The organism is Arthrobacter sp. PL16, assembly GCF_035985055.1.
In the GTDB taxonomy this organism is placed as follows: domain Bacteria; phylum Actinomycetota; class Actinomycetes; order Actinomycetales; family Micrococcaceae; genus Arthrobacter_D; species Arthrobacter_D cheniae.
In genome coordinates this window covers 91,455-106,829 of sequence record NZ_JAXCIC010000007.1, presented here as the reverse complement: position 1 = coordinate 106,829, position 15,375 = coordinate 91,455, and the positions used below count along the sequence as shown (strand labels likewise).

General features: G+C 68.3%; 14 protein-coding genes. 5 read left to right on the top strand and 9 right to left on the bottom strand.

The window, feature by feature from the left end; genetic code table 11:
- Nucleotides 1–88: 88 nt before the first annotated feature.
- From RCH21_RS14070 to RCH21_RS14050, 5 genes are all read right to left on the bottom strand, one after another.
- Nucleotides 89–517 carry a hypothetical protein gene (locus RCH21_RS14070; RefSeq protein ID WP_326964919.1) on the bottom strand — a complete coding sequence of 143 codons (429 nt, stop codon included), beginning with the start codon at nucleotides 515–517 and terminating at the stop codon, nucleotides 89–91.
- Nucleotides 518–730: 213 nt separating this feature from the next.
- The gene (gene tgt, locus RCH21_RS14065) at nucleotides 731–1,993 is read right to left on the bottom strand and encodes a tRNA guanosine(34) transglycosylase Tgt (protein ID WP_326964918.1); all 1,263 of its coding nucleotides are present in this window, start codon (nucleotides 1,991–1,993) and stop codon (nucleotides 731–733) included.
- Between the two features lie 30 nt (nucleotides 1,994–2,023).
- Nucleotides 2,024–2,887 carry a DUF6707 family protein gene (locus RCH21_RS14060; RefSeq protein ID WP_120148552.1) on the bottom strand — a complete coding sequence of 288 codons (864 nt, stop codon included), beginning with the start codon at nucleotides 2,885–2,887 and terminating at the stop codon, nucleotides 2,024–2,026.
- A 118-nt stretch (nucleotides 2,888–3,005) separates the two neighbouring features.
- Nucleotides 3,006–3,545, bottom strand: coding sequence for an NUDIX hydrolase family protein (locus tag RCH21_RS14055; protein WP_120148551.1), 540 nt, complete (start codon nucleotides 3,543–3,545; stop codon nucleotides 3,006–3,008).
- A gap of 97 nt (nucleotides 3,546–3,642) precedes the next feature.
- Nucleotides 3,643–4,356: a VOC family protein gene (locus tag RCH21_RS14050; RefSeq protein WP_326964917.1), complete on the bottom strand. Its 714-nt coding sequence runs from the start codon at nucleotides 4,354–4,356 to the stop codon at nucleotides 3,643–3,645.
- Nucleotides 4,357–4,503: 147 nt separating this feature from the next.
- Here RCH21_RS14050 and RCH21_RS14045 point away from each other — a divergent pair, with 147 nt between their 5' ends.
- On the top strand, nucleotides 4,504–5,109 hold the full coding sequence (locus RCH21_RS14045; protein ID WP_326964916.1) for a YdeI/OmpD-associated family protein: 606 nt from the start codon (nucleotides 4,504–4,506) through the stop codon (nucleotides 5,107–5,109).
- 67 nt (nucleotides 5,110–5,176) lie between these two features.
- Here RCH21_RS14045 and RCH21_RS14040 read toward each other — a convergent pair whose 3' ends face one another.
- Nucleotides 5,177–6,214, bottom strand: coding sequence for a glycoside hydrolase family 76 protein (locus RCH21_RS14040; protein ID WP_326964915.1), 1,038 nt, complete (start codon nucleotides 6,212–6,214; stop codon nucleotides 5,177–5,179).
- 146 nt (nucleotides 6,215–6,360) lie between these two features.
- Here RCH21_RS14040 and RCH21_RS14035 point away from each other — a divergent pair, with 146 nt between their 5' ends.
- The 4 genes from RCH21_RS14035 (at nucleotide 6,361) to RCH21_RS14020 (ending at nucleotide 12,390) form a co-directional block, all read left to right on the top strand.
- Nucleotides 6,361–7,146, top strand: a complete 786-nt coding sequence (locus RCH21_RS14035; protein WP_326964914.1) for a 3-hydroxyacyl-CoA dehydrogenase — start codon at nucleotides 6,361–6,363, stop codon at nucleotides 7,144–7,146.
- A 44-nt stretch (nucleotides 7,147–7,190) separates the two neighbouring features.
- A complete protein-coding gene (locus RCH21_RS14030) occupies nucleotides 7,191–8,354 on the top strand; it encodes an acyl-CoA dehydrogenase family protein (RefSeq protein WP_326964913.1) in 1,164 nt (387 codons plus the stop codon).
- 174 nt (nucleotides 8,355–8,528) lie between these two features.
- The gene (gene ppc / locus RCH21_RS14025) at nucleotides 8,529–11,345 is read left to right on the top strand and encodes a phosphoenolpyruvate carboxylase (RefSeq protein ID WP_442784716.1); all 2,817 of its coding nucleotides are present in this window, start codon (nucleotides 8,529–8,531) and stop codon (nucleotides 11,343–11,345) included.
- 112 nt (nucleotides 11,346–11,457) lie between these two features.
- Nucleotides 11,458–12,390, top strand: coding sequence for an NADP-dependent oxidoreductase (locus tag RCH21_RS14020; protein WP_326964912.1), 933 nt, complete (start codon nucleotides 11,458–11,460; stop codon nucleotides 12,388–12,390).
- A 103-nt stretch (nucleotides 12,391–12,493) separates the two neighbouring features.
- Here RCH21_RS14020 and RCH21_RS14015 read toward each other — a convergent pair whose 3' ends face one another.
- From RCH21_RS14015 to RCH21_RS14005, 3 genes are all read right to left on the bottom strand, one after another.
- Nucleotides 12,494–13,798 (bottom strand): tryptophan-rich sensory protein, encoded by a 1,305-nt coding sequence (locus RCH21_RS14015; RefSeq protein ID WP_326964911.1) that lies wholly within the window; start codon nucleotides 13,796–13,798, stop codon nucleotides 12,494–12,496.
- Entirely contained in the window at nucleotides 13,761–14,396 is a 636-nt protein-coding gene (locus RCH21_RS14010) for a DedA family protein (protein ID WP_326964910.1), read from the bottom strand. The genes RCH21_RS14015 and RCH21_RS14010 overlap by 38 nt, the downstream gene beginning before the upstream one ends.
- A 61-nt stretch (nucleotides 14,397–14,457) precedes the next feature.
- The gene (locus RCH21_RS14005) at nucleotides 14,458–15,366 is read right to left on the bottom strand and encodes a pseudouridine synthase (RefSeq protein ID WP_326964969.1); all 909 of its coding nucleotides are present in this window, start codon (nucleotides 15,364–15,366) and stop codon (nucleotides 14,458–14,460) included.
- Nucleotides 15,367–15,375: the final 9 nt, after the last annotated feature.

The window sequence follows — 15,375 nt, the reverse complement described above, 5'->3', positions numbered from 1 at the left end:
AACGCCCCGGCGAATCGCAGGGACTGCCTCCCTCGGGGAGGGAGGCGGCTGCGTTTCGTCGGCGACGGTTTTTGATAGCAGCACGCCGTCATTGCACGCGGACCAGTTTCCAGACACTGGCCCGGGCGAGGGCGCCCACGCCTCCGATGATGAGGGCGGTGGGGAGGCTGTCCGCGAGTGCGATGGATGGAGAGAGCAGTGCTGCGATGGTGAAGGCCGCTGCGGCGAACACCGCGAAGAAGATCCCGATGTGGATCCACTGGTTGCGGACAGGCCGCAGCAGGAGTCCTATGACGATGCCGAGTGGCAGCCCCGTGACCAGTCCGATGCCGAGGCCGTACCAGAGAGCCACGACGAAGACCCCGAAAGCGCCCGAGCCCCATGGGAGCGCGAAGATCAGGGCGAGGGTGACGACGCCCACCAGGAAGGCGACCACCACGGCGCCGACTCCGAAGGTCACGTGGTGGCGCGGTGGCGGCGGTTCGACGTCATCGGGAGTCATGCCGTCAGCGCTCACTGCCGTGTCCTCCGGATGGGCCGGAGGTAGTCCCGCCGATTTCCTCACGACGGGCCGGCGGGACAGGACTCCGAGCCTCTAAATCAGTGGCGCGGTAGGGACCAGCAGCTCGGGGGGTAGCGTCCCTCTTGGCTGTCGGCGCGGGCATGGTTCTCCTTCGAACACGTACCAGGGAGTGTAGTCCGGCAGCCGGAGGCGCGAGGCGGCTCCCGCTCAGGCGTAGTAGCGCCCCAGTACCTCGGCCTTCAGATCGTAGAAGGTGCCATCGTCGATGGCGGCCCGGGCGTCGTCGACCATGCGCACCACGAAGCGCTCATTGTGGATGGAGATCAGCGTCGCGGACACCATCTCCTTGGCTTTGAACAGGTGGTGGATGTAGGCCCGGGTGTAGTGCGTGCAGGTGTAGCAGTCGCAGCCCTCGACGAGCGGCGTGAAGTCCCGCTTGAAGCGCGCATTCGAGAGGTTCCACCGACCGTCCGGCGTGTAGAAGGCCGAGTTCCTGGCCACGCGTGTGGGGGAGACGCAGTCGAAGGTGTCGGCCCCGTTCTCGATGCCCGTGAAGAGGTCATCCGGTTCCGAGATTCCGAGCAGGTGCCGGGGCTTGTTCTCCGGCAGCTCGTCGCTGCACCAGCCGAGAATCGTCCCCAGGTTCTCCTTCTCGAGCGCTCCGCCGATGCCGAAGCCGTCGAAGTCCATCGCGCCGAGATCGGCCGATGCCTTCCGCCTGAGGTCCTCGTACTGTGCGCCCTGGATGACGCCGAACAGGGCCTGATAGGGACGGTGGCTGCGCTCGTCGGTCAGGCGCTCATGCTCGGCGATGCACCGCAGGGCCCATAGCCGCGTCCGCTCCAGGGACTCCTCCTGGTAGCCGCGGGAGTTCATCAGGGTGGTGAGCTCGTCGAAGGCGAACATGATGTCCGCACCGAGCTGGTGCTGTACCTGCATCGAGATTTCGGGCGTGAAGCGGTGGCGGTCGCCGTTGAGGTGGGATTTGAACCAGACGCCGTCGTCGTCGATGTGGGCGAGGCGCTCCTTGCCGACGGCCACGCGGTCGTCGGCGCCCTCCTTGTCGGCGTCGACGGGCACGTTCATGGTGATGACCTTCTTGAAGCCGGAGCCGAGGCTCATCACCTGGAAGCCGCCGGAGTCGGTGAAGGTGGGGCCGGGCCAGTTCATGAAGGCACCGAGTCCGCCGGCCTCGTCGAGGACGTCGGCGCCGGGCTGCAGGTAGAGGTGGTAGGCGTTGGCGAGGAGCGCCTGGGCACCGAGCTCAGCTATCGCACCGGGCAGGACGGCCTTCACCGAAGCCTTGGTGCCGACCGGGATGAAGGCGGGGGTGCGGATCTCGCCGTGCGGGGTGGTTATCGTGCCGGTACGTCCGTGCCGTGGCCCCGGGCCCCCGGCTCCCGGCGTCGTGTCCTCCAGGCGGCTATGGACGGCGAAGGAGAACGAGGACTGCTGGGACTGTGGATGCACCACCCCATTTTGCCAGCCCGCGGCAGGGCGTCAGGACGGCGGGCGCTTCGCGAGCTGGGCGTCGAGCGCTCCGACGGCGGCCAGCTCCGCCGCGATCCGGCGCTCCAGGACGTCTCGGCTCAGGGTTTTCGAACCGCCATGGGCACGAAGGTAGAGCAGCACGCCGATACGCAGGACGCGCCAGTCCCGTTCGACGTCGGTCTTGCCGGCAGTGGAGGCGCGCAGGATCTCCGGGTCGTACACGTTGGGCTCGTTGAGCTGGCGCTGTCGGTACATAGCCGCAGTCTTGGCACGCAGAGGATCCGTCTCGGCGTCCTCGGCAGCGCGGATGGCGGCCGAGTAGCGGGCCGACCGCGCGTCGTCATGCCGCGTCAGGTAGGCGGCGATCGCGAGCCCTCCCTCGATCCACTTCCACCTGCCGAAATTCCCGTCGAAGGGCAGTTGCGCCAGGAGGTCGGCAACAGACAATGCAGAGGCGGTGTCGCCCTCGTCGATGAGGAGGGTGAGGGCGAACTGGTGCAGGTCCTGGAGGTTGCTTCCGGCCTTGAGGTTGATGCCGCGGGCGAGGCGGGCGGCGACGCCCTGGATTGCCTGGCTCTCGGGGTGCGCCTGGGCGATCTGCGCTATCAGCTCTTCCGGAGATCCATGGTCGGCCGCGACGGCGGAGAGCCCGAGTTCGGCGTCGGCCGGTTCGAGGTAGGCCATGGAGCCGGTCGCCAACCTGATGCGTCGTTCGCCCGCAATTGTCGCGACGACGAGTGCAGGCACTCCGAAGTCGTCGTTCTCGACCACGACGGCCGACACCTCCGCCGGCTCCCCGCCGTCGGGCAGCGCCAGCATGTCACCCACCGCAAGCACCTCTGCCGGAACTGCACGCAGCCCGGTCCTGTCCATCCTGTTCACCATCATGTACGTCGTGCCAACCTCTGCCAGTAGCCCCTGGATGATCACCTGCGCCCCAACGCCCGTATCACGATACGGTAACGCGGGCCCGACGGGTGCCCTGTCGACGCTAGCGGCCCCAGCCTGCGTGAGCGAGGGCCTGACGCAGCAGGTCGGCTCGGCCACCGGAGAATTCAGCCTGGATGGACGGGCTGAGCGTCTCGGCGGGCGTCAGCCAAGACAACTCGAGTGCGTCCTGGCGCGGACTGCACTCACCCGTCACCGGGATGAGGTAAGCAAGGGCGACGGCGTGCTGGCGGTCATCCGTCAGTCCGGTCTCGGAAGGGGACGGGAAGTACTCGGCAATAGTGAAGGGCAGGGGCGACGGCGCCAGTTGCGGCAGCGCGAGCGGTCCCAGGTCCTTCTCGAGGTGACGTAGGAGCGCGGCCCGGATCGTCTCCCGGTACATCACGCGGCCGGACACGAAGGTGCGCACCATCTCGCCCTGTTCATTCGCCTGCAGGAGGAGTCCCACCTCGTTGACGTAGCCCAGGGCGTCGCACCGCACGGGAATCGCCTCCACGTAGACCATGGGCAGGCGGCGGCGGGCCTCGTACAGGTCATCTTCGGAGAGCCAGCCCGGATTGGGGTCAGGGGTGCGTACGTTCATAACCCAGTTCTATAGCAGACCCAAGCCCGGGCACGGGCGGCGCGCGGTTCTTCGGCCCGTGGCTGAATCCGGGGCGAAGTATGGCGCAACAGTGTCGTCAGTGCGCGGCAGGACCGTGGACGTCCTGCCGCCACTCGTCGACCCGCACGTCTGCGCCCCACGGAGCGCCGACGCGGAGTGACAGCCCGCAGCTCGCATCGATCACCACGGGCTCGAACCCGCCGGCCGTGAGCGCGGGCACCAGGTCCCGAACGTCACCGTCGTACTCGAAGGCAAGTTCTGTCGCGACGACCTCCCCCACATGGGTAGCGACCACTCCGCCGTTCTTCGCCCTGAAGTGATGCGAGGTACCGGCATCGGAGCTGGTCCGAGGCTTCGCGCCCATGTCCTTCAGCACACCCGCGGCAGCGTCGACGTCGGGCGTGTACCAGAGGGCCAGCACGGCCAGCGCCGACGGCGGCGCCCCCGTCTCGCGTGGACCTGCGCCTGTGAGGAGGGACATGCCGTCCGGTGAGGTCACCCGGGCTGCCGGCCCGTGGTCCTCTTCGGACAGCTCGACGGCGGTTCCGGCCTCGGTGGTCCGACGTGCGAACTCGCGCACGTCCGCGACGTCGAAGGCGAGCGCCGTCCTACCCTCCTCCACGCTGCCCGGCGCACAGGAACGCAGGGCGACCCTGCCACTTCCGGCGTCGAAGACTGCGATGGATCCGCCCGGCGCCGGATCCTTCGCAGGGTGTAGTCCGAGTGCCTGCAGGAAGCGGGCCGAGCCGTAGATGTCGGACGTGTGGATGAGGGGTCGGACGCGGAGCACCAATTCTCCTTGAGGTAGCGCGTGATTCCTGCTCGCCGAACGCGCACAGGCTGAGGCTCTGGTCGTCTGGTCGACCCGACCTCAATCATGAGGGCCATAGCCGGCACCTCGGTTCACGCGCGGACAGGCGCGGTCTAGGGTAGGCGCATGAAGGCCGAACTTCCAGAGCTCCTGCTGCCCGATGCCACCGCGTGGCGCCACTGGCTGGAGGAGAACCACGCATCCTCACCGGGCGTCTGGCTGATCGAGCACAAGAAGGGAGGGGCGACGACGCTGCTCACCTACGCGCAGGCGCTCGACGAGGCCCTGTGTTTCGGCTGGATCGACGGCCAGGCGAAGTCCCGCGACGAGGGGAGCTACTTCCAGCGCTTCACGCCGCGCGGCCCCCGGAGCATCTGGTCCGTCCGGAACCAGACCTACGTTGACCGGCTGCGCACCGAGGGTCGCATGCGCGAAGCGGGGGAGCGGGCGGTCGCCGCCGCGCAGGCCGACGGTAGGTGGGAGCGGGCCTACGCCGGACCGGCTACCGCGGAGGTCCCGGCGGACCTGATGGCAGCCATCGGCTCTGACGACGCCGCGTCCGCCATGTTCGATACCCTCACCTCCCAGAACCGCTACGCGCTGATCTTCCGGTTGGGACAGCTGAAGACGCAGGTGGCCAGGGAGCGGAACATCGCCAAATTCGTTGCCATGCTCGCGCGCGGCGAGACGTTCTATCCGCAGGGTGCAAGGAAGCAGGATCCCGGGAAGTGAACCCGCAGGACCGGGACCTACGTCTTCGAGCCCTTCGACGGGTGGTCGACGCCTGGACGCGCTACCCCTACTCAGTCCTCCCCGCGCCCTTCCCGCGCCCTTCCGGCGTCCGCGACACCCGTTGCGCTTCCAGAACCATCCAGGCCTGAAGCTGGGAGGACAGGCTGACGGGTGTGCGTTCCTGTCGCGGTGGGAAGAGGAATTTCCTGCCCTGCACCTGCAGGCGGCCCGACCAGATGTGGTTGGCCGTGGCGTCCAGCAGGGTGCGGGCCAGCTGCGAGGCTACCGGTCCGACGCCCGACAGGGACGCCTGCGCGAGATAGCGTGCGAGGATCCCCGTGAAGAGCCCTGCATCACCGCCTGCGCCGAGTGGCAGCACGCCGTCGTCGCCGGCTACTTCGCGGGCTACGGCCTCCACGAGATCGGCTGCGTGCTGGAGGTTCTCCCTGCCCCCGACGGCGACCAACACGCCCAGCACCGTGCCCTGGTTGTAGGTGTGGAGCGACCGCTCCACCCGGCCGTCGGCTTTCACGCCGTCGAGATAGAGGCCGCTTTCCTGGTCGTACAGGCGAGCCCGGAGCCAGTCGAGAAGCTCCTGTGCCCGGCCGGTGTCGCCCGCCCGGGCGAAGAACAGCGCAGCGGGAGCCGTGCTCGGCGTGTTCTTGTAATCCCGCGTGGTGTTCCAGAAGACGCCACCGCCCAGATCCTGCGTGTGTGCCGAGCGGAGGGCGCCGGCGAGATTCCGGACGCGACGGCGCGGTCGTCGTCGTCCGTCGACCGCGTCGAGTCGCTGCAGGGCCAGGGCCAGCCACGCCATGTCGTCGTAGTAGGCGTTGCGCCACCGGCCGCCGTTGCGCAGCCAGATGCCGCGGACCAGCTTCCGGGCTTCGGTCAATGCGTCTCCGCCGGGATCGCGGAGGTGCTCGTCGAGGAGGCAGTCGAGGAAGTGCGCCTGCCACCAGTAGTGCCAGTGGCTTCGGGGACTGGTCGGCGGCGGGAAGGCGATAGCTCCGAGGCGCGTCCCGGGGACGCGCAGGCTGCGGCGGGCGAAGACCTGCCGCACGCTGGCTGCCGCAACGGGAGCGGCCTCGTCGGGGATGGGCATGTGACCACCCTAGCCACGCCGGTCTCTCGTGGGACTGCGCAGGATGCTCAGTACATCACCCGCCGGGTGCGCAGTGGGCCACGTCACAGTACGCTGGGCGCGGTACGGGACCAACAGCGGTTCCTGTCGAACCGGAGGAATCAGGGATGGACATCAGGGGAGCGGTAGCCCTCGTCACCGGTGGCGCCTCGGGCCTCGGGCTGGCCACGGCCCGCAGGCTGTACGACGACGGCGCGTCCGTGGTGCTCGTCGACCTCCCGCAGTCCGCCGGCCTGGACGCCGCAGCCGGGCTCGACCCGTCGGGCGGGCGCGTGCGGTTCGTCGCCGCCGACGTCGCCGACCCCGCGCAGGTGCGCGCCGCCGTCGACGCGGCATCGGAGCTCGGTCCGCTGAGGATCGTCGTCAACTGTGCCGGTATCGCGACGCCGGGCAAAGTGCTGGGCCGCGACGGGGTCCTGCCGCTCGAGCAGTTCACCCGTGTCATCACCGTCAACCTCGTGGGTACCTTCAATGTCATCAGGCTCGCCGCAGAGGCGATTGCCCTCACTCCCGCGGTCTCAGGGCTCGGCGGCTCCGACGAGCGCGGCGTCATCATCAACACGGCATCGGTGGCGGCGTTCGACGGGCAGATCGGGCAACCCGCCTATGCAGCCTCCAAGGGCGGAGTCGCAGCAATGACCCTTCCTATCGCCCGTGAACTCGCCCGGTCACTCATCCGCGTGGTCACGATCGCGCCCGGCATCTTCGAGACACCGATGATGGCCGGTCTGCCACAGGACGCCCAGGACTCCCTCGGCGCGCAGGTCCCCCACCCCTCGCGCCTCGGCAAGCCGGTCGAGTACGCCGCGCTCGCCGCGCACATCGTGGAGAACCAGATGCTCAACGGCGAAACCATCCGCCTCGACGGAGCCATCCGCATGGCGCCGAAGTAGAGCGCATCCGAACAACGCCCGGTCTCAACCGAAAGGACGGCTCGATGACGAGCCAACTGCCCACCGCCGATTTCCTCGGGTTCGAGGGCCTGCTCGCGAGCCACGAGCGGGAGAAACTGCAGGACGTCCGTGACTTCCTCGCCAAGGAGGTGGCGCCATGCGCCACCGAGTGGTGGAACCGCGCCGAGTTCCCCCACGAGATCCTCCCGAAGCTCGCCGGGCTGGGCCTCAGCACGCCCGTGCAGCAGGGCTACAGCCACCTGTTCAGCGGACTGGTGATCGCCGAGCTGACGCGGGCCGACACCTCCATCGCCACGTTCTTCATGGTGCACCACGACCTCTTCGTCGAGGCGCTCCACACCTTCGGAAGCGAGGACCAGAAGACCAGGCTGCTGCAGGACGCCATGGACCTCAAGATCACCGGGGCCTTCGCACTCACCGAGCCGCTGCACGGGTCCGACGTCGCCGGCGGCATGGAGACGACGGCCACGCGCGACGGCGACACCTGGATCATCAACGGCGCCAAGCGCTGGATCGGCAACGGCACCTTCTGCGACTACATGCTCTTGTGGGCGCGGGACACGGAGACCGGGGGAGTACGCGGCTTCATCCTCGATGCCACGCTGCCGGGTGTCATCCGCACGGCCATCGCCCACAAGATCGCCCTGCGCACGGTGCAGAACGCCGACATCACGCTGACCGATGTGCGGATCGCGGAGACTGATCGCTTCGCCGGGATCGATTCCTTCAACGACACCCGGCAGCTCCTGCTGGGATCGCGCATCCTCGTCGGATGGCAGGCCGTCGGCCAGCAGCTGGCCGCGTTCGACGTCGCACGGCAGTACGCCGTCGAGCGCCACCAGTTCGGCAGGCCGGTCGCCGGGTTCCAGCTGGTGCAGGACCAGCTAGTCACGATGATGGGCAACACGACGGCGAGCCTGGCCGTCATGGCGCGTATCGCGCACCTGCAGGAAGAGGGCGCGGCAGACATGCCGCAGGCGGCCTTCGCCAAGTCCTTCACCACGGGGCGCATGCGGGAGACGGTGGCGCTGGGGCGGGGAATCCTCGGCGGCAACGGGATCGTGACGGACTTCCGCATGGCGAAGATCTTCGCCGACGCCGAGGCCGTCTACACCTACGAGGGCTCCTACGAGATCAACAGCCTGATTGTGGGCAGGGCGCTGACGGGGATCTCGGCCTTCGCCTGACGTTCCTGGGCCGGCGACGGGCAGCGGGAGGTTCACATGACGGACGAAGTGAGGCGTGCGCCACGTTACTGGGTAGGATCCCAACAGCAATCCGTCGTATCCAGTGCCGTATACGCCTCGTTTTCCGTGCCCTGAAAGCAGGCTGTCGTGACAGTGCCCCTCGATGTATCCCCCGTGCTCGCCGCCGACCCGTTCAGTGGGGCGGCCGGCGACATCAGTTCCGACCTCCGCGCCGACGTGCGCCGCGTCAGCACGCTGCTGGGCGAGTCACTGGTCCGCCAGCATGGCCAGGACCTGCTCGATCTGGTGGAGCGCGTGCGCCTCCTCACGAAGCAGTCGAAGGAGTCGGGCACGGTGAAGGACGCCGGCGAGCGGGCCGCGCTCGCCGGGCAGGTACGGGAACTGCTCGCTGCGCTTCCTATCGGTCAGGCCACCGAGCTGGTGCGGGCCTTCGCCGCCTACTTCCACCTCGCCAACGCCGCAGAGCAGGTCCACCGGGTGCGGGGACTCCGGACGCGGTCCGAGGAGCACGGCTGGCTCGCACAGACGGTCTCGCGCATCGCTTCCGACGCCGGGCCCGAGGCGCTGGCCGCCGTCGTGCAGGAGCTCGACGTCCGCCCCGTGTTCACGGCACATCCCACCGAGGCGTCGCGCCGCTCCGTGCTGGACAAGCTCCGGAGGCTCTCCGACGTCCTCGCCGACTCGACTGCCGAGGGCTCACAGCAACGACGACGGCAGGACCGCCGGCTGGCCGAAGTGATCGACCTGATCTGGCAGACGGACGAGCTGCGGCAGGTGCGGCCCACGCCGATCGATGAGGCCCGCAATGCCATCTACTACCTCGGCGACATCCTCACCACGACGATGCCCGAGCTGCTCGAGGACCTCTCGGACCTCCTGGCAGAACATGGTGTCGCACTGCCTGCCGCAGGAGCACCCCTGAAGTTCGGTTCCTGGATCGGCGGTGACCGCGACGGCAACCCGAATGTCACGGCTGCAGTGACCCGCGAGATCCTCCAGATCCAGAACCAGCAGGCCGTTCGGATTGCCATCCACTTCATCGACAAGCTCATCTCTTCGCTTTCCTCCTCCACGGCGATCGTCGGGGCGTCCGAGGAACTGACGGCATCGATCGAACGCGACCTCGCAAACCTCCCGCGGCTGGACAAACGCGTGCTCGAACTCAATGCGCAGGAGCCGTACCGGCTGAAGCTGACCTGCGTGAAGGCGAAGCTGCTCAACACGGCAGCCCGCGTGCAGCACCAGACGGCGCACGAGCGGGGCCGCGACTACAGCGACACCGCGGAGGTGCTGGCCGATCTGCAGCTCCTCGGCGACTCACTGCGGGAGCACTCGGCGAGCCTCGCCGCTGACGGCGCCCTCGCCACCGCCTCCCGCGTCATCTCGTCCTTCGGCCTGCACCTTGCGACACTCGATATCCGCGAGCACGCCGACATGCACCACGACGTCGTCGCGCAATTGACCGACAGGCTCGGCGAGTTGGACGTGCCCTACCTCGAGCTGGACCGCGAGGGCCGTCTCCGTGCCCTGTCCCGCGAGCTGGCGTCGCGGCGCCCGTTGGCGACAATCAATCCACCGCTCGACGACGGCGCCCGGCGCACGTTCGACGTCTTCCGCGAGATCGCGTCGGCGCTCACGACCTACGGTCCCGACGTCATCGAGACCTACATCGTCTCGATGACGCGCGGTGCCGACGACGTCCTCGCGCCGGTGGTCCTAGCCCGGGAAGCGGGCCTGGTCGACGTCGTCGGGAACGGCTCCGGAGGACCCGATTCGGGCGCCTTCGCGAAGATCGGCTTCGCCCCCCTCCTGGAAACCGTCGACGAACTCCGGGTTTCCGCGGAGATCGTGGACACGCTGCTGTCCGACCCGACCTACCGCGAGGTCGTGCGGCTCCGTGGAGATCTGCAGGAGGTCATGCTCGGCTACTCCGACTCCAACAAGGAGTCCGGCGTACTGACGAGCCTCTGGGAGATCCACAAGAGCCAGCGCCGATTGCGTGACGTGGCGGCGAAACACGGCGTCCGCCTCCGCCTGTTCCACGGCCGCGGTGGTTCCGTGGGCCGCGGTGGCGGCCCGACGTACGACGCGATCCTCGCCCAGCCCAACGGCGTGCTCGAGGGTGAGATCAAGTTCACCGAGCAGGGCGAGGTCATCAGCGACAAGTACTCGCTGCCCGCCCTTGCCCGTGAGAACCTCGAGCTCTCCCTCGCGGCCGTCATGCAGGGCTCTGCGCTGCACCGCACACCCCGCACATCCGACGACGATCGCGACCGCTGGGCGGAGGTCATGGAGACCGTGTCCGACGCCGCCTTCGCCCGGTACCGCTCGCTGATCGACCACGAAGACCTCCCGGCCTATTTCCTCGCGTCGACGCCGGTCGAGCAGCTGGGGTCCCTGAACATCGGCTCGCGGCCGTCCAAGCGCCCCGATTCCGGCAGCGGGCTCGGCGGTCTCCGGGCCATCCCATGGGTCTTCGGCTGGACGCAGTCGCGGCAGATCGTCCCCGGCTGGTTCGGCGTCGGATCCGGTCTACGAGCTGCCCGCGAGGCAGGCCACGAGGGGCTGCTGGAGGAGATGCTGGACCGCTGGCACTTCTTCCGCACTGTCGTCTCGAACGTCCAGATGACCCTTGCGAAGACCGACCTGGAGATTGCTGCGCACTATGTCGAGGCATTGGTCCCGGACGAATTGCAGCACCTGTTCGGTGTGATCCGCGAGGAGTACGAGCTGACGCTCGCTGAGATCCGGCACCTCACGGGTGAGCACGAACTGCTCGACAACCAGCCCGTACTCAAGCGATCCCTCGCCGTGCGCGACCAGTACCTCGATCCCATCTCCTACCTGCAGGTCGAGCTGTTGCGCCGCGTCCGTGCCGAGGCCGACGGCGGGCAGCCCGACGTGCAGCTCCAGCGGGCCATGCTCATCACCATCAATGGCGTCGCCGCGGGAATGCGCAATACCGGCTGATCCCGCCGGGGCCCTGACAGGGGCTGCCTTGGAATACGCGCCGGAGGGTGAGGGTTGCCGCCCAGTGGAAGCTGAACAGCGCCGGCCCCGGCCGGATGACCCGAGGAGCACCATGAAGGCAGTGTTTTACGAGACGTACGGCGATCCCGATGTCCTCCAGTACGGCGAGCAACCGGACCCGAAGGTGGGCCCCGATTCCGTGCTCGTCGACGTGCGCGCAGCATCGGTCAATCCGGTCGACTGGAAGATCACGGCGGGCTACCTCGACGGCGCCCTGCCGACCGTCTTCCCCGTGATCCCGGGCTGGGACCTGGCCGGCGTCGTCGTCCAGCCGGGACCGTCCGTTGTCGAGTTCGAAGCCGGCGACGAGGTCATCGGTTACGTCCGCATGGACACCGTGGGTCTCGGTACGTTCGCCGAACAGGTTGCTGCTCCCGTTCGGACACTCGCGCGGAAGCCGAGCAACATCTCATGGGCCGAGGCCGCCACCATGCCGCTCGCCGGGCTCACTGCGTACCAGTCCCTGCGGGCCGTCGGCGTCAGCGACGGTGACACCGTGCTGGTGCACAACGGTGCGGGTGGCGTCGGTACGTACGCCATCCAGATTGCGAGGGCGTGGGGAGCGCGCGTGCTGGCCACGGCGTCGGAGAAGAACCACGACTTCCTGCGCTCCCTGGGGGCCGAGCCGTTGACCTACGGCGAAGGACTCGCGGGCCGCATCGCCGAGGCGGCGCCCGAGGGGCTCGACGCCGTCGTCGATTTCGTCGGCGGAGACGACTGGGTGGCATCCCTGGAACACCTCAGGACGCCCGAGCGTGTGGCATCTGTCGCCGATGCCGCGGTGAAGGACAAGGGCGGCCGCTACATCTTCGTCCGCCCGAACCCGGCCGACCTGCTTGCGCTCACCGAACTCGTCGAGTCCGGCAGCGTGAAGCCCGTCCTCGCGGAGAGTTTCCCGCTCGAGCGCGCGGCTGACGCGTTCCGCAGCAGCATCGAGGGGCATGTCCGCGGGAAGATCGCCGTCACCGTCGGCGAGCAGGGCTGAATTCCGGCCTCGCGCCGGGCCGTGCATGGAAGAGCCGGCGGGACGTTGCATCTCCCGCCGGCACTCGGCCGATCCGTGCAGTGCCGTGTCGTGCAGGAGGACCTCAGTAGCGGCTGTCCTGGTAGTCGTCGCCGAGCAGGTCGAGTGGCTCGCGCTGGGCGTCCTCATGCGCCCGGAGCCAACGCCGGTACTCATGGTCGACGCGGTGGCGGCGGGAGCCCGCGGTGATGAGCAGCAGGAAGATCGCAAGAACCGCGGCGAAGGCCACACCGAAAGCGAACGGCTGGCCCAGCACACGCTCGACGGCGATCCACAGCAGTCCCCACGAGGTAGCCGCAGCGACGGCGAGACGTCCGCGGTCGGTCGAGCATATGACGGCGGCGGTCATCAGGATCACGACGATCCCTGCTATCGCCCAGCTGGTGCCCTGCCAGTCGAACAGGTTGGTTCCTCTGGCCGTGAAGAACGCCGCAGCATTGGCGCCCGCAGCCAGGAGTACCCACCCGAGGTACAGGCCGATCGGCGTATCGACGAGGGCACCTTCGAGCCTCGTCTCGTTGGGGTAGTCGTTCATGGTCCGAACGGCCGCCAGCAGGGCGAAGAGAAGCAGCATGATGACCACCAGGCTCTGGGTCAGCTGACCCGCCTGGGCGCTCAGGATCCAGGCCAGGTTCAGGAGCATCGAGGCGGCTACGGTCCAGCCGAGGTTGCGCTGGCGCTTCGTCCGCCGTTGGGAGGGCAACCACTGGAAGACCGTATAGGCGACGAGCCCCACGTAGATCACGCTCCAGATGGAGAAGGCGGACGACGACGGCGCCAGCAGGGTCGCGTCCGGCGAGAACAGGCCGCCTGCGGCGTCCGCGATCGAGGGACCGCCGAAAGCACCGACGCCCGCCGCCGACCCCAGGATGCACGCGATCGCGCACATCGTCACAACCGTCTGCCGCACGACATCCGCGTCCCACGAACCGATGTGCTGTACCGTCGCGCTGCTGCCCCGGCTGAGGGCCTTGCCCGTTGCCCCCGCAGCGAGCCTGGCTTTCTCGGCCGCGAGGCGGAACCGCTCGTTGGAGTCCGTGTCCGGCGGTCCGGCCGCCACGACAGTATCGGTCGTGTCCCCATGCCCGGTGGCCGGGCCGGTTGCCCGCACTGATGCCGGGCCGGTTGCCGGCACTGATGCCGAAGTCGACGTCGCCACCGGCCCTGGCGTTGGGCGAGTGTCCGGCGGCGCCGCCCGGGAGGAGTCGTCGCCTAGCCCGGTCGCAACCCGGGGCTGCGCGGCCTTCAGCCGTTCGAGGACGCTGGCCGTGTCCGAGGGACGATCGGCCGCAGTGGATTCCAGCGCGATCGTCGGCGGCCTGACCGGCTTGTCAGGAAGCCGGGGTCCCGGGTTCATCGGGGTACTCATGCGCTTTTCTGGCCTTCCGGAGTTTCTTCAGGGCGAGGACTGCCGCCGTGATGGCTCCCACCAGCGTACCGACTGCCATTCCGAGCAGGGCACTGACGCCGGCGGGCAGGCCGGTGGATGCCCCCGCGATGAAGCCGAGACCCACGAGCCAGGCGGTCCACAGGAGGCCGCCCGCTGCTGCCGCGAGCATGAACGGGCGGAGCGGCAGTTCCGCGATACCGGCCACGGCCACGCTTGCCGTGCGGCCGCCCGGAAGGAAGCGTACGGCGACAACGGCCGCGTAGGTGGGTGAGGTGCCCGCCTTCTCGATGACGTTGCGGAGCCCCCGGTGGATCGAGCGTCCCCACCGGAACCTGTCGAGGAAGTGCGTCAGCCTGCGGCGGAAGAGCAGGAAGAGGGCGACGTCGCCCACCCAACTCCCGGCGAAGGCGGTAACGATGGCGAGAGGGAGGAGGAGCATCCCGTGGGCTGACATGGTGCCGGAGCCGATGACGAGGAGTTCGGAGGGCACCACAGGGATCGCCACGTCGACGAAGATCACGGCGAACATGAGGAGGAGATAGAGCGGTGCTGGAATGTCCGAGCCAGGCAGGTCCACCCTGCAAACCTACCGTCCTCCAACCCGCGGCGGAGGACGGTTCACAAGACGTTGGTGGGAGTCAGGCGAACTCGGCGAGCGTAAGGCCCGATTCGTAGCGCCGTTCCGTCCCGTCGACCGGGTCCGTGAAGGCGATGCTGTGGGCCAGGAGCTGCAGCGGGCGCGTGTAGTCGTCCGGTGCCTGCGGGTGCAGGACGGGATAGAACAGGTCATTGATGATTCCCAGCCCGAGCGACGCCATGTGGAGTCTGAGCTGGTGTGTCTTGCCGGTGTGCGGCTGCAGCCGGTACAGCCCGCGCTCGTCCCGCTGCTCGAGCAGGTTGACGGTGGTGTGCGTGTTCTGGGGGCCCTCCACCTCCTGGGCCAGCAGGTAGGTGCGTGATTTCACGATCCGGCTGCGGACGTCGAGCGGACCGGCGTCGAGGTTCAGCTCGGATCGCACCGGCGCCACGGCTCGGTACTCCTTGCTGATCTGCCGATTCTCGAAGAGCAGCTGGTAGGCGCCTCGGGTCGCCGGGTCGACCGAGAACATCAGGATGCCTGCCGTCATCCGGTCGAGGCGGTGCATGGGAATGAGATCCGGAAGATCGAGCTCTACCCGCAGCCTGACCAGCGCCGATTCCGCGACGTACATGCCGCCGGGCGTGGTGGGCAGGAAGTGTGGTTTGTCGACGACGAGCAGGCGTTCGTCCTGATGGAGGACGGAGAGTTCCACCGGAAGGCGCTTCTCCACCGGAAGCTCACGGTAGTACCAGATGAAGGTGTGCTCGCCCAGCGGCGTTGACCGCGTCAGGACATCTCCTCCGAGGGCGACGACCTCCCCTCGGTCGAAGCGGGCGCCGATACCCTCGGGGTCGACGTGGTCGAACCGGTCGAGGATGTAGTCGAGAGCGGTGCTCCACGGCCCTTCGGAGGGCAATCGCAGACGCGTCGCGTTGACCCCGTTCCGCACAGGCAGGGGCGACTGCATGGCCATCAG

Excerpts from the sequence above, each read along its gene's own strand:
- RCH21_RS14060 (WP_120148552.1), bottom strand. The coding sequence starts at position 2,887 with ATGGACAGGACCGGGCTGCGTGCAGTTCCGGCAGAGGTGCTTGCGGTG.
- RCH21_RS14055 (WP_120148551.1), bottom strand. The coding sequence starts at position 3,545 with ATGAACGTACGCACCCCTGACCCCAATCCGGGCTGGCTCTCCGAAGAT.
- RCH21_RS14045 (WP_326964916.1), top strand. The coding sequence starts at position 4,504 with ATGAAGGCCGAACTTCCAGAGCTCCTGCTGCCCGATGCCACCGCGTGG.
- RCH21_RS14040 (WP_326964915.1), bottom strand. The coding sequence starts at position 6,214 with ATGCCCATCCCCGACGAGGCCGCTCCCGTTGCGGCAGCCAGCGTGCGG.
- RCH21_RS14035 (WP_326964914.1), top strand. The coding sequence starts at position 6,361 with ATGGACATCAGGGGAGCGGTAGCCCTCGTCACCGGTGGCGCCTCGGGC.
- RCH21_RS14030 (WP_326964913.1), top strand. The coding sequence starts at position 7,191 with ATGACGAGCCAACTGCCCACCGCCGATTTCCTCGGGTTCGAGGGCCTG.
- RCH21_RS14020 (WP_326964912.1), top strand. The coding sequence starts at position 11,458 with ATGAAGGCAGTGTTTTACGAGACGTACGGCGATCCCGATGTCCTCCAG.
- RCH21_RS14015 (WP_326964911.1), bottom strand. The coding sequence starts at position 13,798 with ATGAGTACCCCGATGAACCCGGGACCCCGGCTTCCTGACAAGCCGGTC.
- RCH21_RS14005 (WP_326964969.1), bottom strand. The coding sequence starts at position 15,366 with ATGCAGTCGCCCCTGCCTGTGCGGAACGGGGTCAACGCGACGCGTCTG.